This is a genomic window from Gilliamella sp. B2969 (assembly GCF_026536195.1).
In the GTDB taxonomy this organism is placed as follows: Bacteria; Pseudomonadota; Gammaproteobacteria; order Enterobacterales; family Orbaceae; genus Gilliamella.
This window is the reverse complement of the sequence record NZ_JAFNOP010000003.1, coordinates 68,494-93,268: the sequence shown is the minus strand read 5'-3', so window position 1 is coordinate 93,268 and position 24,775 is coordinate 68,494. Positions and strand designations below refer to the sequence as shown.

The following is a 24,775-nucleotide window of genomic DNA, read 5'->3' as shown; positions in this document are numbered from 1 at the left end:
AGCCTCATTCTAAAAAGGAAAAGTGTATCTGACCTTCAAAATTCGGACATGGTAAATCTTTTTTTGGCTGTAATTTATAGTAACTTAAGACTTTTTATTAAAATTGTGCGAAGACTCACATTTTTACTCGGCGAATGTGACAAATTCAATGGGCAAAGTTTACTAACTGTATAACCGTTTTTTGTTACTGAGTATTAGGTAAAGCTAGCTTGTTATTTTTCATTTTTACGTTCACCTGATGGCTTAATACTAAAACTTTTTTATAAAACTTTTGAAATGTATATTGTTGGCAAATCTACATAACAATAAAATTTCGTTAATAGCCATCTCACTGACTTGTATTTTTAGCTTTGTAGATAATAATTTTAAACGCTTAATATACTGTTTGGATGTTAAGGTTGAGGCCTGTTTGATATGGCGACAACTTATGTGAAGTGGCAGCTCTGTTTAGTCAAAATCAAACTTGATTAAGTAAACATTGATTACAATAGCAATAAAAAGCATTTGGAATAATATTGGCATTGGTTATATTTACGCCGATAACGATATCCCCAAACTTTTTACAGCAAATTATAACGAAGAAAGTAAAATTTATGCTAAAGGCAAATAAAAATGACATCCCATTAATGCATCTTATTTGATTCCTAATATGGGTGTTATGTACAATTTTACCTTTATTTAGACGGTTATTGCTTGCCGTTAAAACGCGATGAAAAACACGGTAACAGTAACAATAACCGTTATAGATCAAGATGATACTTTGACTAGTTTTCTAAACTTGAGTGATGAATTACACCAGATAATTTTTATTATCTGGTGTTGACTCTGTCAATGACAACCTAATGCTATTACGCTAGTTATTGTTATAACCCAGTATACATAATCTATCATTCCTTCATTTTATAATTTGCTATGTTTAGCAAAATAGCAACATTAGCGATATTTTGTGTCATGTTAGAGAAAAAATATCAAATTATTGATGATAAACACCGGAATCAATATGCTAATTGACCATTTCATATAACCAAAAAAGCTTGGCATATTAATTTGCTGTTGTGTTGCTATACTTTTGACCATAAAGTTAGGTGCGTTACCTATGTAGCTAAGCGCTCCCATAAACACCGATCCCATTGATATGGCTAATAGTGTTTTTGCCATGGTGGTCATTAACGTCATAGCATCGCCTGATGCTAGATTGAAAAACACCAAATAAGTCGGTGCATTGTCTAAAAAGCCCGAGAGTAATCCCGCAAACCAAAAATACAAACTATTAATTGGCTGTAGATGGTCGTTGTTAACGAGCGTTACAATTGCCGCCAATGCGCCATTACTGCCCGCGCGTAGAATAGTTAACACCGGTACAATCGTAATAAAGATACCAATAAACAATTTACCCACTTCAATAATGGGATCCCAATTAAATTCATTACCCGCACGAACTTGCTTGGGTGTGATCATGACAGAAGTAACTGTAATGATTAACAGTAACAGATCCCGCACCAAATCAGGTAGGGCAATTGAGGTCGCTAAAATAGTAAAAGTGATTGAAGACTGCCAAATCCCCGACATCAATACACAAATAATTATGGCTACCAATAAAAAAATGTTTGTTATACCGTAGAGTTTAAACGGTTGAGTAGGTTTAGTCTTTATGTTTGACGATTGACCATATTGCTGGCGAAAGTAATAACTGTCGATAATATAGAAAATTATCAATAATAAAATCGTCGTCAATAATACCGGACAAAACATATGTTTAACAGTCCAAAAAAAATCAACCCCTTTTAAAAAACCAATAAATAACGGTGGATCACCTAATGGCGTTAATCCTCCGCCAATGTTAGCAACAAGAAAGATGAAAAAGATAATAATATGAACAGATTGATTACGATAACGATTAGCTCTAATTAAAGGACGAATCATTAACATTGCCGCACCTGTAGTGCCCATAATTGAGGCTAATATCGTGCCGATTGCTAACAATACAACATTCAATTTAGGCGTACTAATCATATCACTTTTAATCAACACCCCACCCGATACAGTAAACAGGGCAAGTAGTAAAACGATAAAAGGAATATACTCTTCTAATATTGCATGAGCAGTTAGATTGAGGGTAGTTTGCATACCGAATGAATAAATGGCAGCAACTATAAACAGTGTCGTCCAAAAAATAATAATTTTGCCGTAGTGATAGTGCCATAATCGCGCTAAAAATAGTGGACATAAAGCAATCGAAAGCAAAATACCAATAAAAGGTACAGCCCAAACCAAGCTTAACTGTTCACCGTTAAATTCGGAAGCATAGAGATCAAAAGAGCTAACTAACAATAAGCTAAAAGGTACACAGAATAATTTGAATGGGATTCTCATGGCATGTCCGTTTGGATTAAAAGTTGAAAATTATAACAAATATCAATGCGTTTTCGAATGGAATGTGTAAAGTCATTATTGAATCTCATAATAACAAGGTTTCATTAAATCTATAGCAGTTAATCACGATTAAATGCAATCATAATGTGGGGTTCTTTAGTATATTGATGATTAATTTTGCACAAATGTTAAGTACAGTAGCAGCAAAACAGACAAAGGTATGCGTTAGAAGTTACTAATAGACAAAACGGTGAATCTACTAAAGGTTACATTAGATAGTATTGTTTATAGTGAAACAAGCAACATTATCAATACTGATAGAGTTAAACCATCGAATGACGAGTTAGACCAGCCAGTTTTACAATTAAGAATTTTTAATATAATTTGTTGGATAACAAAATAACTAGCGTTAATAAAATGGCAATTAGATACCACTCAATCATTTTAGACTAGTTGTATTTGTTTGAAATACCATGATGAAGGGGCAACGTTTTTGCTAATAACACAAAAATATAGGCTGTGGTGGTAATTATTTTATGCTGATATTTGTAGCAATGACCACGTAAGTGAAGATGAATATTCTAAGTAAACTAGGTTAAGTGTTTTTACTTTTCCTTATTAGGTGCAAAACCTTTATAATAGACAGCCTTTTTATTGTTGGATAGAACATGCAAAAACAGTCGAACTTAGCAAACAAAACTGCTTTACATCAACGAAATAAACATCGCCATGGCTATGACTTTTTAGCGCTATGCCAAACGTTACCTGATTTCACACCGTACGTTAAACCCAATCAATACAATAATTTATCGATCGATTTTGCTGATCCAATGGCAGTCAAATTGCTAAATAAAGCACTGTTATTACATTATTATCAACTGAGCAATTGGGATATTCCCAATGATTATCTTTGCCCACCCATTCCAGGGCGAGCAGATTATATTCATTATCTAGCCGACTTACTTGCTCATGATAACGACGATAAAATCCCTTTAGGTAAACAGATCCGTGTTCTTGATATTGGTGTAGGGGCAAATGTAATTTATCCCATTATTGGTCGGGCTGAATATAATTGGTCATTTGTGGGGAGTGATATCAACCCAATGTCAATCAAGGTTGCAAAGCTTATCATTCAATCTAACCCATTATTAAATGGTTTAATTGATTGTCGATTACAACGTGATACCTCAGCAATTTTTAGGCAAATTATAAAGCCGAAAGAATTTTTTATGTTAACTATGTGTAATCCACCTTTTCATGATTCGGCACAAGCCGCACTGGCGAGTAACCAAACTAAGCTCAAAAAGTTAGGTAAATGGCAATATTCAAAATCTAATCCTGCGCTTAATTTTGGTGGTCAGCAGACCGAATTATGGTGCAAAGGGGGTGAAAGTGCTTTTATTACCAATATGATCAAAGAAAGTACACAATATAAACAGCAATGTTTATGGTTTACGTCGTTGGTTTCTAAAAAAGAGTCACTCAAGGTGCTTAATAAGCAATTAATGACGGTTAAACCTGCTGAAGTCAAAATTATTCCAATGGCGCAAGGACAAAAGAGTAGTCGTTTTATTGCATGGAGTTTTTTCCAGCAAGATAAAAGGCAAGCGATTATCCAAAACCATTATGAAAATAGTGAAGGTATAAAATAAAAAGCTTTTTCTTAACTACCTATTTTTAATGATGATTTTTATTATTTATTTGTTGTTATTTGCCATTTTCAATGTTCCCTTTAAAAGGCAACAACTTTTTTCAATAAAATAGAGGTTTTTATTCATTTAGCGTGTAACAAAATGCCAGACACGTTTACTGTAATTTTTATGTAAAAAATTTCATCCAATTGATTAATAATACTATTTTTACGTTTGATTATTCTGTAATCTATTTTTTTTTGATGAATAGTCATTTATACTTGTTACGCTTTTATATTTTGTATCGAAATTGAGTTTTTTGTTGTTTAGATAGTCACTATCACGAATAAATTAAGCGGTTTCAAAGGAGATACAATATGTCTGAAGTAGTCTTCTGTAAAAATTATCTGTCTTTTGCTAACACCAAACATTATTTAATTTTTTTTTTAATTCGCATTAATCAATTTTATTGTTCTTCTATTACTATTAAATCAGTTTCAGCAATTGTTGTTTATTGGTTATTTGTGTATAGTAATCCTGTCAATGCATTATCGGCTTCGACTGAAAATGCTATTCATGGTCATGCGCCTTATTTAACGTTTGACAATGGAAAAACTAAAGTGGTAAGTGTTGAAGGGTTACTGGGTTTACAGCTATCTGACGGTCGTAGTTTTATTGCCGCTGGTGGACAAAGTGATTTGTATCCCAATGCAATTATCGATGATTCAAGCCAAGAATCACCCATTGATTTGTTGAGTGATGATGATACATTTTTGAGCATTAAAACCTTGGTACCGTTAGTCAATAATAGTAGTTATCCAAGTATTTCATTGAGTAATCTTCTTGCATCTTCTGATAATTATTGGGGAGATGAAGATGGTGATGCATCACCAAATGCAACCGGTAATTTGATGGTTAAATGGTTAGATGCCAATAACAACGATATTACTACGCAAGTCAAAAATAACCCCAATGCTCAATTAACCGGATGCGATTCACCTTATAAGTTAACGATTACATCTAATGGTGGTCAATTATTCACGCAATATGGTATACCTAATGTGACAGATTTTAGTGGTGCTAAGCATACCTATTATTTTAATCGTAAAATTGATACGCCGTATGTATGTTATGTTCAACCCAATGTTTGGTATGATGGACGTCATTATCCTGATGCAGATGGTCCTGATTGGATCAGAAGCCGAGGATTTAAAGTGCAAGATATCAGTAATCCGGATTTAAATTTTCCCACGACAGGTTTAAATGGTCTAAATTTTTATTTGATATTAGGCGGGGTTACACCTGAACAAGTCATCACTGCAAATACTCAAGATGGTCAAACTGTTTACCCTGTCAATGGTGGGAGTAAAGTCACCATTTCATTAAAATCCGAACAAACACCAGGTTGGGATAATTCACCCAAAGTGTTAGCATTAAAAGTGGTTTTAAATGGTCCGAATGAAAATTCCACTGATACTTCATTTAGCCCTGTTCTGTTTAAGATTTATGCAGACAGTGAACGAAAGCAATTATTATACAGTTTTAATATTGATAGATGGTATATCGCCAGTTCAAATGATGCAACATCTAATGATGATGTTCAGCGCTTTTGTGACAATTTGGGTAATGGTTATCGATTCCCGAAAGTCAATGATTTAACTAACGCTAATGGCAAAGGTTGGCATGGCGGAATTAATGGTCGCAATATTAATAATTATCGTCGGCAAATAAGCTATAAAGATGCAAGTGGTAAATGGATTGGTGGCATTTTTAATGAATGGGGATCTTCTTATCAACTTTATTATCCAACAAGTGATTGGCATACTTCAACGCAATCCTACTATTGGGCATTATCCGATGATGCCAGCATACAATATGCGGTTGGTTCTGATGTGGGTGATATCGATTCAGATTCTACAGCAGGTAAAATGGTTTGTGTTAATCCTTAATTTAAAAAATAATTATAAAAATAATTTTAATATTCATAGCGCTAAACATATAGCTTAAAGGCGCTGATTAAATAGCACATTATGTATCTTTTCTACACGATTTAGTAATTATAAAATAATCGCGATTAATTTAAAGTTAAATTAAATATAGGTAGGGAAGATAAAATGAACGGAAATGAAAAAACAGCATTGATTGAACAACTGCAAACTATTGTTGGCAAAAAATATACGTTAACAAACCCTAATCGGACGTTGCCTTATCGTCAAGGTATTCGTTTTGGTGAAGGTGATGCATTAGCAGTTGTATTACCTGGCACATTAGTTGAGCAATGGCAAATATTAAAAGCATGTGTTGCCGCTGATGTGATTGTTATTACGCAATCGGCCAATACTGGCTTAACAGGGGGGTCAACCCCAGATGGCAATGATTATGATAGACCGGTTGTAATTGTGAGTACTCGCCGTTTAGAAGGTATTCAAGTTATTGAAAATGGTGAACAGGTTGTTTGTTTACCGGGAAGTACATTATTCCGTTTGGAAAAAGAGTTAAAAAAATATAATCGAGGACCGCATTCAGTTATTGGTTCATCATGTATTGGTGCATCTGTCATGGGTGGGGTATGTAATAATTCTGGTGGTTCCCTGATTCAACGTGGTCCTGCTTATACCCAAATGGCTGTGTTTGCACAATTGGATGCGCAAGGACAATTACATCTTGTTAACCACTTGGGCATTGAACTGGGTGATGAGCCAGAAACCATTTTACGGAATCTAGAAAATCATACCTATACTGAAAAAGATATTAATCGTGATGCGGGCTTAGGTCATGATCATCATTATTGCGATCATGTTCGTGAAGTTGATGCCGATACACCTGCACGTTTTAATGCCGATCCAGCTCGCCATTATGAAGCTTCGGGCAGTGCAGGTCGCTTAATGGTTTTTGCCGTGCGTCTTGATACATTTCCATTAGAGAAGAAATCAGAAGTATTTTATATTGGTACTAATGACATTAATGAGTTAAATGATATCCGTCGTCATATTTTAAGTCAGTTTAAAACATTACCGGTATCAGGCGAATATATGCATCGAGTCGCATTTGATATTGCTGCGGTTTATGGCAAACCGACTTTTTTAGCTATTCAAAAATTAGGTACTGATACTATACCTCGCCTTTTTGCTTTTAAAAACTTTGTTGATCGTGTTACAGGTAAAATTCCATTCTTTCCGAAAAACTTTTCAGATCGTTTTTCAATTTTTGTTGCTAAATTTTTACCTAATCACTTACCGAAAACCATTCGAGACTACCGTGATCGCTATGAACATCATTTGATTTTAAAAATGGCAGATGACGGGATAGCCGAAGCTGAAGCATTTTTGAAATCGTATTTCCAAAATAAAAACGGAAGTTATTTTTTGTGTAATGCTAAAGAGGCTCAAGCAGCAATGTTACATCGTTTTGCAGCGGCAGGTGCAGCGACATCTTATCGAAATGTCCATAGTAAAACAGTGGAAAACATTGTAGCGTTAGATATTGCTTTGCGTCGTAATGATACAGATTGGTTTGAAACTTTGCCAAAAGACATTGATCAAAACTTTATCTATAAAATGTATTATGGGCATTTTTTCTGTTATGTCTTTCATCAAGACTATATTGCTAAAAAAGGCACAGATTGTGATAAAGTGAAGGAACAAATTTTAGCTTTACTTGATCAGCGAGGGGCACAATACCCAGCAGAGCACAATGTTGGTCACCTGTATCATGCTAATGCCGATTTGAAAAAATTCTATCAAGAGCTTGATCCGACTAATAGCCTCAATCCTGGTATTGGTAAAACTTCTAAGAAAAAATATTGGAAGTAACCCAATCTAAGCAATTGCCAGCTGATATAAGCTGGCAAAGCTCAGATGAAGATAATTTAATGCAAAATGATCAACTTTAGTCGCTTTAACTTAATCGGTTGGCAAGGTGAGATTACCAATATTAGGGGTGATCAAACAGATAATAATTATTTTATATTCTGTGATGAGTGAAGCTATATAAACAACTAGATAGATAATAAAAAGGGCAAGTTAGCCCTTTTTAATTTAAGAGCGCCAGTGTTAAAGCATTTTCTTTAATTGATACAACATCTCTAATGCTTGTTTTGGTGATAAGGCATCAGGATCGATGTGTTTCAGCGCTTGTTCAATTTCAGAAGGTTCACTTTCCGTCACAAAGCTAAGCTGCGATTGGTCAACATGGCTCTTTGCCGCTTGCTTCGAAATGACTTCGAGCTCTTTTAGCTTTTGTTTGGCGCGTTTTAATACTTGTTTCGGTACGCCAGCTAATCCGGCCACCGCAATACCAAAACTTTTACTGGCCGCACCTTCAGATACTTCGTGGATAAAGGCAACCGTGTTGTCATGTTCAATGGCATCAAAATGAATGTTATAAACGCCTTGCATATGCTCAGGCAACTGCGTTAACTCAAAGTAATGGGTAGCAAAGAGTGTCATCGCTTTGATTTGGTTTGCTAAGTTTTCAGCACATGCCCAAGCTAAGGACAATCCGTCATAAGTTGAGGTGCCACGTCCAATCTCGTCCATTAGAACAAGGCTTTGTTCAGTGGCGTTATGCATTATGTTAGCGGTTTCAGTCATTTCGACCATAAATGTTGAACGCCCCGACGCTAGATCATCCGATGCACCAATTCGGGTAAAGATGCGATCAACCGGTCCAATAATGGTTTTTGATGCTGGCACAAAACTACCTATGTAGCTCAGTAAAACAATTAATGCAGCTTGGCGCATATACGTGCTTTTACCACCCATATTCGGACCGGTGATAATGAGCAATCTTCTATCAGGGGAAAGCCGTAATGAATTAGCAATAAATGGCGTTTGCAATACTTGTTCTATAACGATATGGCGACCATTGATAATTTCAATACCTGCTTTTTCAGAAAATGTAGGGCATTGATAATTAAGCGTTAAAGCGCGTTCAGCTAAATTCGTTAAGACATCAAGTTCAGCGATAGCATCGGCACTAAGTTGCATTTCGGCAAGCTGTGGCATAAGTAAATCAAACAATTGATCATATAACTGTTTTTCAAGGGCTAGTGCACGACCTTTTGAGGTGAGGACTTTATCCTCATACTCTTTAAGCTCAGGAATAATGTACCGTTCAACATTTTTGAGCGTTTGGCGTCGGGTATAGTGAATTGGTGCTAAATGGCTTTGTCCTCGACTAATTTGAATATAGTAGCCATGTACAGCATTAAATCCGACTTTCAGTGTGTCGATACCTAAAGTTTCACGCTCGCGAATTTCCAGTTGTTCCAGATAATTTGTTGCACCATCTGCAAGATTGCGTAGTTCGTCAAGTTCGGTATTGTAACCGCTGGCAATGACGCCTCCATCACGAATAATGACAGGTGGAGTTTGGACAATTGCTCGCGTTAAAATAGATGCAATGTGATCAAATTGATTGATTTTAGCTCGCAAAGCAATTAAAGCTGGCGTATTCATTTGGCTTAATAACTGTTGCATTTGCGGCAGTAAGTTATAAGCATCACGCAAACGGGCAAAATCACGTGGGCGAGCTGTTCGTAGTGCAAGCCGCGCTAAAATACGCTCAAGGTCGCCAATGAGTTTTAATAATGGCTGAATATCATCAATATGATTTTGTAATTCACTGATTGCTTGTTGACGGTGTTGTAATACGTTTACGTCACGAATTGGGGCATGCAACCAGCGTTTTAACATGCGGCTACCCATTGGGGTTTGGGTTTTATCTAAAATTTCAGCCACTGTATTTTGTGTGCCACCCGATAAATTTTCAGTGATTTCTAGGTTGCGCCGCGTTGCCGCGTCGAGTACCACAAAGTCGAAAGCTGATTGTTTGATGATTGAACGAATATGTGGTAGCGCGGTGCGCTGCGTATCTTTCACATATTGCAGTAAACAGCCAGCTGCGCTAAGTGCATAAAGGCAATCTTCCACGCCAAATCCAACTAAATCATTGGTACCAAATTGCAAGTTAAGCTGCTGTTTGGCGGTTTCAAGATCAAAATCCCACAATGGGCGACGTCTTAACCCATGACGATGTTCAATTAATGACATGGATTGAAACTCTTCCGGATAAAGAAGTTCAACTGGATTGGTGCGTTGTAATTCAGCTTGTATTGATTCGTAACTATCAGTTTCAAAGATAAAAAACCGCCCAGAACTTATATCGAGCGTGGCATAACCATAGTGGTTTTTTGATTGCCATATTGATGCTAATAAATTATCTTTACGATCTTCTAATAATAATTCATCACTGACCGTACCCGGTGTTACAATACGAACAATTTTGCGCTCGACAGGACCTTTACTCGTTGCAGGATCCCCGATTTGTTCACAAATCGCAACCGATTCACCAAGCGAAATTAACTTTGCTAAATAACTCTCAACTGCATGATAAGGTACACCGGCCATCGGAATCGGCTCGCCATTAGACGAACCACGTTTAGTTAACGATATATCAAGTAATTGCGAAGCTCGTTTAGCATCATTATAAAACATCTCATAAAAATCACCCATACGATAAAATAGCAAAATATCCGGATTTTCCGCTTTTAGTCTGAGGTACTGCCGCATCATTGGTGTGTGTTCAGTAAAGTTTTCTTGTTCGGTCATTGTATTAATTCTTACTAAATTAGCTCATTATTTATTCAACATTAATTTATTATAGCGAAATATTAGGATTTGTCGGAGTATTTATTTTAAGAGGTTGAAATAAATGTAAGTTTTATTTTTTATCTATCTACTTTGATAATCAAGTTGGGTATGACTGTTTGTTACACACTTTTGATTTTATTTATGATTAGTGATATCCAAAAATTGATTAATAAACAATTTAATTAAATCGTGCCTTATTGTGTTTAATGATCTTGAATAACCTATTAAAATTTGATAGTTTACTTGCAGTTATTTTTATCGTTTAACACAAAAGAAGGTAATTGTTATGACAATCAAAGTAGGTATTAATGGTTTTGGCCGTATTGGTCGTATTGTTTTCCGTGCTGCTCAAAAACGTTCTGACATCGAAATCGTTGCAATCAATGATTTATTAGATGTTGAATATATGGCTTATATGCTTAAATATGATTCAACTCATGGACGTTTTGATGGTAAAGTTGAAGTTAAAGACGGAAAACTAATCGTTAATGGTAAAACAATCCGTGTTACTGCTGAAAAAGATCCAGCAAACTTAAAATGGAATGAAGTGGGTGTTGATGTTGTTGCTGAAGCAACTGGTTTATTCTTAACTGACGAAACTGCGCGTAAACATATCCAAGCAGGAGCAAAAAAAGTCGTATTAACTGGTCCATCTAAAGATAGTACGCCTATGTTTGTAATGGGTGTTAACGATAAAGATTATGCAGGTCAAGATATCGTATCTAATGCTTCATGTACAACTAACTGTTTAGCACCTTTAGCGAAAGTTGTTAATGATAACTTCGGTATTGTTGAAGCATTAATGACAACTGTTCACGCAACAACAGCAACTCAAAAAACTGTTGATGGTCCATCTCACAAAGATTGGCGTGGTGGTCGTGGTGCTGCACAAAACATCATCCCATCTTCAACTGGTGCTGCTAAAGCTGTAGGTAAAGTTATTCCTGAATTAAATGGTAAATTAACAGGTATGGCTTTCCGTGTTCCAACTCCAGATGTTTCTGTTGTTGATTTAACTGCGCGTTTAGCAAAACCTGCTAAATACGAAGATATCTGTAAAGCAATCAAAGCTGCTGCTGAAGGCCCAATGAAGGGTGTGCTTGGCTATACAGAAGATGATGTAGTTTCAACTGACTTCTTAGGTGAAGTTTGTACTTCAGTATTCGATGCTAAAGCAGGTATTCAATTAAGTGATACTTTTGTTAAACTTGTTTCTTGGTATGATAATGAAGTTGGTTATTCAAACAAAGTATTAGACTTAATTGCTGTTGTTTCTAAAAAATAAGTCATTTTTGTGTCATATTAGAAAGGCAACCATATGGTTGCCTTTTTTTGTAATTAAAATAGTCAATGATGATTACGCGATAAATAAAAAAGCCCATTTTCGCAAATGGGCTTTTTACTTAGACTAATTAACGAATTAATTAGCTATTAAATAACGACAACATCAGCTGCAGCTGGTCCGCGAGGGCTATCTTGGATTGCAAATTCAACTTGTTGTCCTTCAGCTAAAGTTTTGAATCCGTCACCGGAAATAGCTGAGAAATGGACAAAGACGTCTTTGCTTCCATCGGTAGGGGTAATAAAACCAAAACCTTTACTCTCGTTAAACCATTTGACTTGGCCTGTTTTCTTATTCATTTACTAGACATCCTAACAATAATTAATAATTTGCCTTTACGGCTCGCATAGACTTAAACTTAGTATAGATTATGTAATTCATAACTAAAAAATATAAATAAATTTACATTAAAAAGTTAATCGTTTTCATAATGAATAGCTTTGTTATAAGTCTGTTACTATTACCGCACAAATTATAATCGAAAGCAAGATATTAATGACAATTTTTTCATGTTAGAGTGCAGTTTTTTATAAATTTTTAGTTAAATAAATGTAATTTGATCTAAAACAAATTATTAAATCTTAAAAATTTTATAATTATTTCGAAAGTGAAATTTACAAAAAAAACCAGAGTATCAGAAAAAGATTTCATCACTCTGGTTTAACGGTTACTTTTTTACATCAAATTGTGAAATTAACAGTAATTTTATTTCTTTTTTGCTCTTTCAAAAGATTCTAAAATCTCTTTACGCGCAGAATCGACATTTTCCCAACCGTCAACTTTAACCCATTTACCTTTTTCTAACGCTTTGTATTGTTCAAAAAAGTGTTTAATTTGTGACTTGAGTAGTTCCGGTAAATCGTCAACATCTTTTATATGATCATACTCTTTTGTCAGTTTGGTATGAGGCACCGCAACTAATTTTGCATCAACACCTGACTCATCTGTCATTTTTAGAACGCCAACTGGGCGACAACGAATAACGGCACCGGGTTGTAAAGGGTAAGGCGTTGGGACTAACACATCAACAGGATCACCATCTAAAGATAGTGTATGGTTGATATAACCATAATTACATGGGTAAAACATTGCTGTCGCCATAAAGCGATCGACAAATACAGCACCCGTATCTTTATCAACTTCGTATTTTATTGGTGAAGCATTCGCTGGAATTTCAATTACTACATAAATATCATCTGGTAATTCTTTACCTGCTGGTACATTCAAAAGTCCCATTTTTGTATCCTCTATTATTTATTTGTTAATAATATTGTTTAGTGATAAGTCATAAGCACACATTATAAAAGTTATTCCGTGTCGCTCAATTCTTTTAGATATTGAAAAATCTGTCTGGCTGTTTTCGGAGGCTTGTTCGACGCTAACTCTTTTTTAGCTATACGAGCGAAAGTACGTAGCTGCTGCCTGTCAGCATTTGGATATAAATCCATAATCATTTCAGCATCACCGGTTTCAATCAGTTCATCGCGTAACATTTCAAGTTTATGAAACATCGCGACTTGTTGATTATGGCGGTTTTTGAGTTTATCCAAGGCAAGTGTAATTGGTTCGATATCCCGATTTCTGAGTAATTTACCAATATATTGAATTTGCCTTCTGTAACCCTCTTTTTTGATTTTTTGAGCTAATTCGATGGCATAGAGTAAATCTTCATCAAGGGGGATTTTAGCAAGTTCATTTTTACTTAAATTAACGAGTTCAATACCGAGTTTTTTAAGTTCTTCAGCATCTCTTTTTATTTCACTTTTACTAACGTAGATAATTTCATCTTCGATATCATCGACATTAAAGTTTGCTTCTTCGGTTGTCTTTTGATTTTGATTCATATAATTTCTTTTGTTAACTAAAATGCATTTCTGGCTTATTATAACGTATCACTAGCAGAATTGTAGAAAATAATAAAATGAGTATTGAACAAATTAAAAAAGAGGCAAAAGATCAACAAGCAAACTTGTCGGCTATAGTGGCTGATACTATTGCTAAAGCAAAATCGCGTGTTGATTCAGTTGCAGTGTCAATTAATCAGTCAACCGGTATTAATGTTAGTACCCGTTTAGGTGAACCTGAAACGGTCGAATTTAATAGTGATGGTGCGTTAGCTATTACTGTCTATCAAAATCAGCAAAAGGGGAGCGCTTCTACTAATGATTTATCCCCTAAGGCTATTGCTCAAACTATTGATATGGCGGTTAATATTATGCAATACACTTCACCCGATCCCTACTCAGGATTAGGTGATCGTTCTTTAATGGCATTTAATGCGCCTGATTTGGATCTTTTTTACCCAAGTGATTTGAATGTGGATCGAGCTATTGAGCAAGCAAAGCAAGCGGAACAAGTGGCACTTGCTAATCCAAAAATAAAAAGTAGTGATGGTGGCTATTTTAGTAGTCGTTATGGCATTTACATGTATGGCAATAGTTTAGGAATGTTACAAGGCTATTGTGCGAGTTCGCATTCTCTATCTTGTTCGGTTATTGCAGAACAAAATGGTCAAATGGAGCGTAATTACGCTTATACTTCGTCACGTGATATTAGTGAGCTGAGATCCCCTTCATGGGTAGGCGAACAATCAGCACAACGAACTATTTCACATTTAGGCGCCCAGCAGATAGCCACAATGCAAGCACCTGTCCTATTTTGTCCAGAGGTGGCGGTTGGCTTAATTGGTCATTTAGTTGGTGCAATTAGTGGGGGAGCAATTTATCGTAAGTCCTCATTTTTGTTAGATAGTATTGGCAAATCTGTGTTTCCTTCATGGTTAACTATTTTTGAAGATCCTCACATTCTAAAAGGTGTCGGATCTTCTCCTTTTGACAGTGAGGGAACCCAAACGGTCAAACGTAATATTATTGAGCAAGGCGTATTGCAAACGTATTTACTCGGGAATTATTCAGCCCGAAAATTAGGTTTAAAATCAACGGGGCACGCAGGGGGAATTCATAACTGGTTAATCTCTTCTAGCCAGCCTCGCAGTGATTTCAATGCTATGTTGGCTAAATTAGATAAAGGTGTTGTTGTAACATCATTGATGGGGCAAGGTGTCAACAATATTACCGGCGATTATTCTCGAGGCGCAACTGGATTTTGGGTTGAAAATGGTCAAATACAGTATCCAATTAATGAATTTACCATTGCCGGAAATCTTAAAGATATGTATCAAAATATTGTAGCCATTGGTGATGATATTGAAACAAGAACCAATATCCAATGTGGATCGATATTGATTGATAATATGAGTATAGCAGGGAAATAAAAGACATATATGGGAAGAGTCACAAACAGCGCACTAATGCAAAAAATTGCTTTATGGATGCCAGGTTTAAAAAATTTATTACACTATAGGCGTGATTACTTTAGTTTTGATCTTAAAGCGGGTTTGTCAGTTGCAGCTGTTTCTTTACCCGTCTCTATTGCTTATGCTGAACTCACTGGTGTTGGTGCAATTGCTGGATTATATTCAACAATATTACCGTTGATTGTTTATGCACTTTTTGGTTCTTCCAGACAACTTATTGTTGGTCCTGATACTGCAACATGTGCAGTAGTTGCAGCAGTAGTTTTACCACTAGCATCAAATGATCCTATTTTGCGTTGGCAGTTGGTTGTTATATTAACAATTATGATTGGAATATGGTGTATCATTGCCGGCAAATTGCACTTAGGTGCACTGGCTGATTTACTGAGTCAACCGATATTGATTGGTTTACTTAATGGCATTTCAATCACCATAATGGTAGATCAACTCGCCAAGACATTAGGGTTTTCTTATGATTACTCTTACTTAATTGAACGTGTTGTCTATTTACCGTTTAAAATTCCACAAATTCATCTCTTCACAGCATTAATCTCACTGTTTACTTTGGTGATATTGATCGGTTTAAAAAAAATAAAACCGCGTTATCCCGCACCGCTTTTTGCCGTGGTTGTGATGACTTTTTTCTCTTGGTTATTTAATTTTGAATCTCACAATATTCGAATTATTGGCGCAGTGACTGGTGATTTTATCCCCGTTGAATCATGGCTTGATTTTGATAAAGGCTTGATGCGTGATTTAGTTGTGCCATCACTGAATATCGCGATTATTTGTTTTGTCAGTATGATGATAACAGTACGGAGTTTTGCCTCAAAAAATAACTATGAAACTAACGCTGATGTTGAATTTAAAGCCTTAGGTATGGCAAATATTGTGGCAGGATTATCGCAAGGATTTGTGGTTAGTGGTACGTCATCGCGTACGGCGGTTAATGATGCTAATGGTGGCAAAACTCAGTTAGTTTCGATTATTGCAGCTATCATTATTGGTTTTGTTGTCTTGTTTTTATTATCCCCATTAAAATATATTCCAACCTGTGTGTTAGGGGTAATTTTAATTTATTCTTCTATTTCGCTAATTAACTTTCAGACTATTATTCGCTTTTTTAAATTTGATCGTGATGCGTTTTATTTAAGTTTAACCACGCTAGTTTCGGTGTTAGTCATTGGTATTATTCCCGGTATGGCGCTAGCGGTGTTATTAGGTTTATTCTTATTTTTAAGGCGAGTATTTAGGCCTAAAGATCAATTACTTGGGGTTGATGAAAGTGGTCGTATTCATTCTTTAGGAAAAGACGTTAAACCTCTAGATAATACCATTATTTATCGATTTAACTCTCCACTTACTTACTTTAACATCGCTTATTTTAAGCGCAGAATTATCAGTTATATTGACGAAGCACCGCAACCGATAAGTTATGTCATTGTCGATGCTATTCCTTGTTTTACGTATAAAGATGTTAGTGTTTTGTCGGGTATTGAAGAGCTGGTGAAATCGTTGAAAGTCAGAAATGTGATTTTAATACTATCAGGTCGACGAAAAACATTAAAAAACTGGTTTAAACAGATGAATATTAAGTTAGATGAACAGTATATTGAATTTGCTTATGATCTCTATTTTTCAGTTCGATTAGTACAAAGTAAAGAGCACATGGAAAATAATGAAGATGCTTTAAATCAGTAATAATAAAACCATCTTATAATCATTAATTAGCATGTTAAGGAATATTATGAATCAAATTAGCAAAATGCCTAAAATTGAGATGATTAGCACCGGTGACGAAGTGTTATATGGTCAAATAATTGATACTAATGCTACATGGTTGTCGCAGTTGCTATTTGAAGAAGGTATTACGATCACATCAAGGTATACCGTTGGTGATAATTTAGAACAATTGATTCATACATTCAAGCAGCGTAGCTTAGTTAATGACATTATTATTATTAATGGTGGTTTAGGACCAACAAGCGATGATTTAACCGCCGAAGCTGCTGCTAAAGCTAACAATGAATCACTGACATTAAACCATGATTGGCTACTTAAAATTGAACATTATTTTACTAGTCGTGGCAAAACCATGCCTTCAAGTAATATTAAGCAAGCAATGTTGCCTGAAAGTGCCTCTTTAATTGATAACCCAATCGGCACGGCTTGTGGATTTAAAATGGAAATCAACAACTGTTTGCTATTTTTTACACCCGGTGTACCATCAGAATTTAAAGAAATGGTACAAAACTCAATATTACTCGAGATTACGCAGCGCTTGCCACCCTTTGATAAAAAATTGTGTTATCGATTAACAACAATGGGACGAACTGAAAGTGATCTCGCCACAGAAATTGAAGCTAAAATTGATATTCCAGACGATATTATAATTGGCTATCGTGCCGCAATGCCAATGATTGAATTAAAACTAACAGGACCAGAGTCTCAAAAAGATAAAATGGATGAATTATGGTCTAAAATCAAAGTTATTGTTTCTAGCAATTTTTTATTTGAAGGTGTGTTAAGCCAACAAGATACGTTTGGTTTAGCTCAACTGGTTTCTAGATTATTGCTTGATAAAAATTTGACTATCGCTGTTATTGAACAGCAATCGGCTGGGATTGTTGGCTCACAATTGTTTGAATCAGCTGCACCTTTAGTCAAATCAGAAATTCTACCCTTGTTACTTGAAGATCCAAAATCGTATTGTTTACAGATCTTAAAACATAATCATGCAGATATTGTGCTTGGACTGGTTAATTTTCGTGAAAAAAATAGCGAATTTACGTTATTAATCGCAACGTCAAAACAGGTTTGGCAATGTAATTTAAAATATACTGGTCGTTTGCAAAATCGACAAACTGAGCGCAAAATTTTTTGTGCGATTGCTTTAGATGCTTTACGGCGTTACTTACTAAACATGCCAATAATTGGGCCAAATGTCTGGTTAGAAGTTATCGCCTAATATTATTAGGCATTGACTATAAGAGTGTTTATTTTACATTGTGAAATAATATAAATATGGACAATTCCCCTTAAAATTAAGTACAATAAGCGATCTTTCACATTAGGTAATTTAGTAAAACAAATTAGAGGTAAAAATGGCTCGTGTAACTGTTCAAGATGCAGTAGAAAAAATTGGTAATCGCTTTGATCTAGTTTTAGTTGCAGCAAGACGTGCTCGCCAATTACAAGTTGAAAATAAGTCGCCATTAGTTCCGGAAGAAAACGACAAGGAAACCGTTGTAGCATTACGTGAAATAGAAGATGGTCTTGTCAATAAACAAATTCTTGATAGTGCTGATTTCCAAGCTTTACAAGATGAAGAAGCGGAAGTTCGTTCTGCACTTCATGAATCGATTCTGCTCGAAAATACTCCCTCGTACGAATAAGTTTTTTTGAGAATTGCCTATGCAATATTTTGATAGCTTAAAAGAGATTGTTGCATCCTATCTTCCAGCTAAACAAGTTGAAGTGATTCAAAAAGCTTATTTTTTTGCTCAAAAAGCGCATGAAGGGCAATTCCGATGTAGTGGTGAACCGTACATTACTCACCCAGTTGCTGTCGCAACGATTTTAGCGGATATGCGGCTTGATTATGAAACTATCATTGCCGCACTTTTACATGATACCATCGAAGATACCCCCGTCACTTTTCAAGATATAACAAAAGAATTTGGCAAGCATGTCGCTATTTTAGTTGAAGGTGTTTCCAAACTTGATAAGCTAAAATTTCGTAACAGGCAAGAAGCGCAAGCCGAAAATTTTCGCAAAATGGTGTTAGCCATGACCGAAGATGTGCGAGTTATATTGATTAAACTTGCCGATCGTACTCATAACATGCGCACATTAGGTGCATTAAGACCTGACAAACGCAGACGAATTGCGAAAGAAACATTAGAAATTTATGCACCCTTAGCGCATCGATTGGGAATCCATCATATTAAGACCGAGTTGGAAATCCTAGGCTTTACTGCTATGCACCCCAATAGAGCGAAAGTGTTAGAAAAAGTTGTGAAAGCAGCGCGAGGTACTCGAAAAGAATTAATCCAACAAATCTTATCAGAGATTAGAGGCCGTTTGGCTGAAGCCAATATTGAAGCTGAAGTTGAAGGACTTGAAAAAAATATCTATGTCATTTATCAAAAAATGCAAATGCGTGAACAACACTTTCACTCTATCATGGATATTTATATCTTTCGGATTGTGGTTAAAGATGTCGATGCTTGCTACCGTGCACTCGGTTTGGTACACAATTTATATAAACCAAGACTTAACCGCTTCAAAGACTATATCGCTATTCCAAAAGCAAATGGCTATCAATCTTTACACTCATCATTAATTGGTCCACATGGTACTCCCGTTGAAGTGCAAATACGCACAGAGGATATGGATCAAATGGCCGAAATGGGGGTCGCTGCGCACTGGGTATATAACGAAAATGATGAGCTCAATCACACCACTACTCAAATTAAAGCTCAACGTTGGATGCAAAGTTTATTAGAATTACAACAAAGCGTGGGTAACTCTTTTGAATTCATAGAAAACGTTAAATCCGATCTTTTTCCTAAAGAAATCTATGTCTTTACGCCTAAAGGTCGTATTGTTCAATTACCAGAGGGTTCAACAGCAGTTGATTTAGCCTATGCTGTTCATTCCGATATAGGTTATCAATGCATTGGTGCGATTGTTGACCGTAAGCCATTCCCGCTTTCTCAGCCATTAAGTAATGGGCAAACAGTTGAAATTATTACTTCTCCTGAAGGTCGTCCTAATGCGAATTGGTTAAATTTTGTTGTCAGTGCGAAAGCACGATCTCGTATTCGCCAAGCTTTAAAAACATTAAAGCGTGAAGATGCTATCGAATTAGGTCGGCGTTTGCTTAATCTCTCTTTGATTAAAACCGGTGGCATTGATGAGCTTTCGCAAAAACAGATTGCAAGAATTGTTGAATTAACAAAATTACCGACTTTTGATGATGTACTGGCTGAAATTGGTTTAGGTAATGTGATGAGTCACTTTATTGTTAAAGGCTTAGAACATAAGGCATTACTGAATAATCACTCAGAGGCGAATAAGACATTAGTCATCACAGGTAGTGAAGGTGTACTTGTAACATTTTCGAAATGTTGCCATCCCATTCCAAATGATCCTATTATTGGGCATGTTAGTGCCGAAAAAGGATTAACTGTACATCATGAATCTTGTCGTAATATTACTGGCTATCAAAATAATCCTGAAAAATATATTCCCTTAAGGTGGGCGCCAAATATTGAACAGCTCTTTGTTGCTGAAATTTGGGTTGATATTCTCAATAATCAAGGCTCATTAGGTCATGTCTTGTCTATCATTAATGATGAACAAGCTCATCTTCAATGGTTGAATACTGAAGAAAAAGATCGACAAATTTATACGATTATTCTACAAATTGAAGTAAAAAATGTTCAACAACTTAATGAACTGATGCGTAAGTTATCGCTACAGCAAGATGTGGTAAGTGTGACTCGCAATGTCAATTAGTTATTATGGCTAACCGTTTTTTAAACCATATTCCGTTAATTAAATTAGCCGGTATTGGCGAAAGTTTAGAAAAAAAATTTCATACACTCGGCATTCAAACCATTCAGGATTTATTATTACATTTTCCGATGCGATACGAAGATCGCACCTCTTGTTGTGCAATTGGTAGCAGTAGCATTGGTGAATATACCACTATCGAAGGTTGTATCATTAAAACGGAAGTGATTTTTCGGCGTAAACAAATGCTAGTTTGTCATATTCAAGATGAGTCAGGAATCGCTATATTGCGATTTATGCATTTTAATGCAGGTATGAAAGCCAGTTTAGCTATCGGCAAATGGGTGAGTGCTTATGGCGAAATCAAAAATGGAAAAACTTATCGTGAAATTATCCACCCACAATATAAAGTCAGAGCGAATCGAGAAGATAATGCATTAATTACCGATCCAACCCAAGAAAGATATACGCCGATTTATCCCACAACTTATGGCTTAACGCAAAATGTGATTCGTAAGTTGATTCAAGCGGCACTGTTATTACTAAAGCGCAACCCACCTGAAGAAATTTTACCTGCGCCACTAGCAAATCAATTTTTGTCAGCTTTTGATTCATTGAATATTATTCATAATCCGCCTATTGATACTGATATTGCTCAATTATCTAATGGTAATCACCCTGCTATTAAACGATTTATTTTTGAAGAGTTACTTGCTTATCATTTAAGTATGCTCACCTTAAAAACGGATAATCAAAAGCAACAAGCTTATGCTATGCAGGTAAATCAGCACTATATTGAGCCGTTTTTGGCCTCATTACCTTTCAAACCAACCAATGCTCAGCAACGTGTTGTACAAGATATATATCAAGACATGGCAAAATCTATTCCAATGATGCGTTTAATTCAAGGTGATGTCGGTTCAGGAAAGACTTTAGTTGCAGCTTTAGCGGCATTAAATGCGATAGAAAATAATCAACAAGTCGTTTTAATGGCGCCAACCGAAATATTAGCTGAACAACATTATAACAATTTTAAGCAATGGTTTGAGCCGCTTGGTATTAGCGTTGATTGGTTATCTGGTCGTTTAACGGCAAAAAATAAAAAAGATCGGTATGAACGTATCAAAGCCGGCGATATCACTATGCTAATAGGTACACATGCCGTATTTGTTGATAAAGTGGAGTTTGCTAAGTTAGGTCTCGTGATTATTGATGAACAACATCGTTTTGGCGTAAACCAACGGCTAACACTTTGGCAAAAAGGTATTAAAGATCAAATTTACCCACATCAACTGATCATGACCGCTACGCCAATTCCAAGAACGTTAGCCATGACTGTTTATGCCGACTTGGATGTATCAGTGATTGATGAATTACCGCCTGGGCGTACGCCGATTACAACCGTTGTTATTCCTAATTCTCGACGAGAAGAAATTATTGAAAAAGTGAATCAAGCCTGTTTGGATAATCGTCAAGTTTATTGGGTGTGTACGTTAGTGGAAGAATCTGAAACGCTTGATGCACAAGCTGCCGAAATGTTAGTTGAAGAATTACGTGAAAAACTACCACATTTATCAATAGCACTGGTTCATGGCAAAATGAAATCTGATGAAAAGCAATCGGTTATGCAAAACTTTAAAGCCGGTAAAACTCAGCTTTTAGTTGCGACAACCGTTATTGAAGTTGGTGTAGATGTACCCAATGCCAGTTTAATGATTATTGAAAATGCTGAACGGCTTGGGCTTGCACAATTGCATCAATTACGTGGCCGAGTTGGACGTGGGAGTGCAGTGTCTCATTGCGTATTAATGTATCAAGCGCCGTTGAGCAAGGTTGCACAAGCTCGTATGAAGGTGATGCGTGAAAGCAATGATGGTTTTGTGATTGCCCAAAAAGATCTAGAAATTCGAGGAAGTGGCGAGATTTTAGGGACTCGCCAAATGGGTATGGCAAATTTTAAAGTGGTTGATTTAATTCGTGATCAACATTTAATTAGTGAAATACAGAGGGTTTCCTTGCCTTTACTACAAAACTCTCCACAGATGGCTGAGCAACTTATAGCGTGTTGGCTACCTGATCGTCAAAAATATATCAATGCTTAATATTATTACTCTTGTAACTTGTAAAATTAATTGGTTAAAAAGCATTAATCTTGTCATGTTTTTTACTAAGTTAATAAAATTGAGATAAAACTTTTATCAACAAGATCAAGTTGCACATTTTTATTTCAAAAGAGTCATCTCATAAATCGCTTGGTTATATTGATTTATTCTTTTCCTTCTTAATTATAATTTTTGACTACACTTTGTCGTTTGTGCCTTGTTAAGTGAGATTAATCCCTTAAATAAGGTAATGTTTATTTATGCTTTGCACGAATTTGGCTATCGTGTAATATAGTGCTCATTACAAAAATGAAAAAATTGTGAACTTGGTATGAAATCATCGATAAAATTACTCTCCTTAGTGCTCGTCATATTAACGTTATTGGGTTGTGGGTTGAAAGGGCCACTTTATATGCCCGCACAAAAATCAAATGCTTCAATTAACACTCATCTGCTTAATCAAACAGTTTAATGGAATTAATAATGGATTTTTTACATTACGAAAAGGGTCAATTACTAGCCGGTAAGGTCGCAATTTCAGAACTCGCAAAGCAATACGGTACGCCACTTTATGTCTATTCTGCCGAATATATTACACAGCAGTTTTTGGATTACCAAAAGGAGTTGACAGATAGGAAACATTTAATCTGTTATGCGGTAAAAGCCAATAGTTCTCTTGCTGTTTTGAACTTGCTTGTTAAATTAGGCGCAGGATTTGATATTGTGTCGCAAGGTGAGTTAGAACGCACACTGATAGCGGGAGCGGATCCTAAAAAAATTGTTTTTTCTGGGGTAGCAAAATCTATTAGTGAAATCGAACGTGCGCTTGAAGTTGGCATCAAATGTTTTAATGTTGAATCCGAAGCCGAGCTTTATCGCATTAATGATGTGGCTAAAAAATTAAATAAAATTGCAAACATCTCTTTTAGAATTAATCCCGATGTTGATGCTAAAACCCACCCCTATATCTCAACAGGTTTGCGTGAAAATAAATTTGGTATCAGCCATCAATCCGCATTAGATATTTATCGTAAAGCAACATCGTTAGATCATATTCATATTGTTGGCATTGATTGCCACATTGGTTCACAATTGACTGAAACCTCACCATTTCTTGATGCTGCCGATCGCATATTAGCGATAGTTGATAAACTTAAATCTGAAAATATTCATATTAAACATATTGATTTAGGTGGTGGATTAGGGGTGCGTTATGATCAAGAACAACCGCCTTCAGCATCGTTGATTGTTAGCGAATTGAAGAAAAAATTAGCTAATTATCGTGATCTTGAGCTTTTATTAGAGCCTGGGCGATCAATTGTTGCTAATAGTGGATTATTGATTACGAAAGTTGAATATACCAAACATCAAGATGATAATCATTTTGCTATTGTTGATGCAGGGATGAATGATTTGATTCGCCCCGCGCTTTATCAAGCTTGGATGCGAGTTTTACCTGAAAAAGAACCGAAACCATCCGATCAACGTTTTATCTATAATGTTGTTGGACCGATTTGCGAATCGAGTGATGTATTGGCATATCAGCGAGAGCTTTCAGTGCAACAAGACGATCTGTTAATTATTTGTAGTGCTGGTGCTTATGGATTTAGTATGGCTTCAAATTATAATAGCCATCCAAGGCCAGCTGAAGTTATGCTGACCGATGAACAACATCACAAACTTATTCGTCAACGTGAATCGTTTGATGATTTATGGCGAGGAGAGACCCTATAATCTTATTTATGGTTAATCAACATCTTAACCAGCGCCTTGTTAATTATCCTAGACTACTTTTTAATGGATAGTGAAAATAAGTAAATAGATAACAATGTTTTTAA

17 protein-coding genes are annotated in these 24,775 nt (G+C 35.8%); 12 read left to right on the top strand and 5 right to left on the bottom strand.

Going from position 1 to position 24,775, the window contains the following annotated elements; genetic code table 11:
* Positions 1-954: 954 nt before the first annotated feature.
* Entirely contained in the window at positions 955-2,373 is a 1,419-nt protein-coding gene (locus tag J3U66_RS03425) for a sodium:proton antiporter (protein WP_267347984.1), read from the bottom strand.
* Positions 2,374-3,041: 668 nt separating this feature from the next.
* Between J3U66_RS03425 and rlmF the strand changes: the two genes are divergently transcribed.
* The 3 genes from rlmF to dld all read left to right on the top strand — a co-directional run bounded on the left by rlmF (position 3,042) and on the right by dld (position 7,816).
* Positions 3,042-4,025, top strand: a complete 984-nt coding sequence (gene rlmF / locus J3U66_RS03420; RefSeq protein WP_267347983.1) for a 23S rRNA (adenine(1618)-N(6))-methyltransferase RlmF — start codon at positions 3,042-3,044, stop codon at positions 4,023-4,025.
* Positions 4,026-4,381: 356 nt separating this feature from the next.
* Entirely contained in the window at positions 4,382-5,953 is a 1,572-nt protein-coding gene (locus J3U66_RS03415; protein ID WP_267347982.1) for a hypothetical protein, read from the top strand.
* Between the two features lie 165 nt (positions 5,954-6,118).
* Positions 6,119-7,816, top strand: coding sequence for a D-lactate dehydrogenase (dld, locus tag J3U66_RS03410; RefSeq protein WP_267333124.1), 1,698 nt, complete (start codon positions 6,119-6,121; stop codon positions 7,814-7,816).
* Between the two features lie 240 nt (positions 7,817-8,056).
* Here the strand turns inward: dld and mutS are convergent, their stop codons facing one another.
* Positions 8,057-10,615, bottom strand: a complete 2,559-nt coding sequence (gene mutS / locus J3U66_RS03405) for a DNA mismatch repair protein MutS (RefSeq protein ID WP_267347980.1) — start codon at positions 10,613-10,615, stop codon at positions 8,057-8,059.
* 328 nt (positions 10,616-10,943) lie between these two features.
* On the opposite strand from mutS, the gene gapA reads away from it, so the two are divergent.
* Positions 10,944-11,942 (top strand): glyceraldehyde-3-phosphate dehydrogenase, encoded by a 999-nt coding sequence (gapA, locus tag J3U66_RS03400; protein ID WP_065633524.1) that lies wholly within the window; start codon positions 10,944-10,946, stop codon positions 11,940-11,942.
* Between the two features lie 146 nt (positions 11,943-12,088).
* Here the strand turns inward: gapA and J3U66_RS03395 are convergent, their stop codons facing one another.
* The 3 genes from J3U66_RS03395 to yjgA form a co-directional block, all read right to left on the bottom strand.
* Positions 12,089-12,298: a cold shock domain-containing protein gene (locus tag J3U66_RS03395; RefSeq protein WP_065633525.1), complete on the bottom strand. Its 210-nt coding sequence runs from the start codon at positions 12,296-12,298 to the stop codon at positions 12,089-12,091.
* A gap of 406 nt (positions 12,299-12,704) precedes the next feature.
* Positions 12,705-13,235, bottom strand: coding sequence for an inorganic diphosphatase (gene ppa, locus J3U66_RS03390; RefSeq protein WP_065633526.1), 531 nt, complete (start codon positions 13,233-13,235; stop codon positions 12,705-12,707).
* Positions 13,236-13,306: 71 nt separating this feature from the next.
* The gene (yjgA, locus tag J3U66_RS03385; protein ID WP_267333122.1) at positions 13,307-13,843 is read right to left on the bottom strand and encodes a ribosome biogenesis factor YjgA; all 537 of its coding nucleotides are present in this window, start codon (positions 13,841-13,843) and stop codon (positions 13,307-13,309) included.
* A gap of 77 nt (positions 13,844-13,920) precedes the next feature.
* Between yjgA and pmbA the strand changes: the two genes are divergently transcribed.
* The 8 genes from pmbA to lysA all read left to right on the top strand — a co-directional run bounded on the left by pmbA (position 13,921) and on the right by lysA (position 24,671).
* On the top strand, positions 13,921-15,273 hold the full coding sequence (pmbA, locus tag J3U66_RS03380) for a metalloprotease PmbA (RefSeq protein ID WP_267333121.1): 1,353 nt from the start codon (positions 13,921-13,923) through the stop codon (positions 15,271-15,273).
* A gap of 9 nt (positions 15,274-15,282) precedes the next feature.
* On the top strand, positions 15,283-17,016 hold the full coding sequence (locus J3U66_RS03375) for a SulP family inorganic anion transporter (RefSeq protein ID WP_267347978.1): 1,734 nt from the start codon (positions 15,283-15,285) through the stop codon (positions 17,014-17,016).
* A 46-nt stretch (positions 17,017-17,062) separates the two neighbouring features.
* On the top strand, positions 17,063-18,283 hold the full coding sequence (locus J3U66_RS03370) for a CinA family nicotinamide mononucleotide deamidase-related protein (RefSeq protein WP_267347977.1): 1,221 nt from the start codon (positions 17,063-17,065) through the stop codon (positions 18,281-18,283).
* Between the two features lie 136 nt (positions 18,284-18,419).
* Positions 18,420-18,710, top strand: coding sequence for a DNA-directed RNA polymerase subunit omega (gene rpoZ, locus J3U66_RS03365; protein WP_065633529.1), 291 nt, complete (start codon positions 18,420-18,422; stop codon positions 18,708-18,710).
* A gap of 19 nt (positions 18,711-18,729) precedes the next feature.
* Complete coding sequence (spoT, locus tag J3U66_RS03360; RefSeq protein ID WP_267333118.1) at positions 18,730-20,838, top strand: bifunctional GTP diphosphokinase/guanosine-3',5'-bis pyrophosphate 3'-pyrophosphohydrolase; 2,109 nt, start codon at positions 18,730-18,732, stop codon at positions 20,836-20,838.
* Between the two features lie 5 nt (positions 20,839-20,843).
* Positions 20,844-22,937, top strand: a complete 2,094-nt coding sequence (gene recG / locus J3U66_RS03355; RefSeq protein ID WP_267343818.1) for an ATP-dependent DNA helicase RecG — start codon at positions 20,844-20,846, stop codon at positions 22,935-22,937.
* A 331-nt stretch (positions 22,938-23,268) separates the two neighbouring features.
* A complete protein-coding gene (lptM, locus tag J3U66_RS03350) occupies positions 23,269-23,409 on the top strand; it encodes an LPS translocon maturation chaperone LptM (protein WP_267343819.1) in 141 nt (46 codons plus the stop codon).
* A gap of 11 nt (positions 23,410-23,420) precedes the next feature.
* The gene (gene lysA / locus J3U66_RS03345; protein WP_267333116.1) at positions 23,421-24,671 is read left to right on the top strand and encodes a diaminopimelate decarboxylase; all 1,251 of its coding nucleotides are present in this window, start codon (positions 23,421-23,423) and stop codon (positions 24,669-24,671) included.
* The last annotated feature ends 104 nt before the right edge of the window (positions 24,672-24,775 follow it).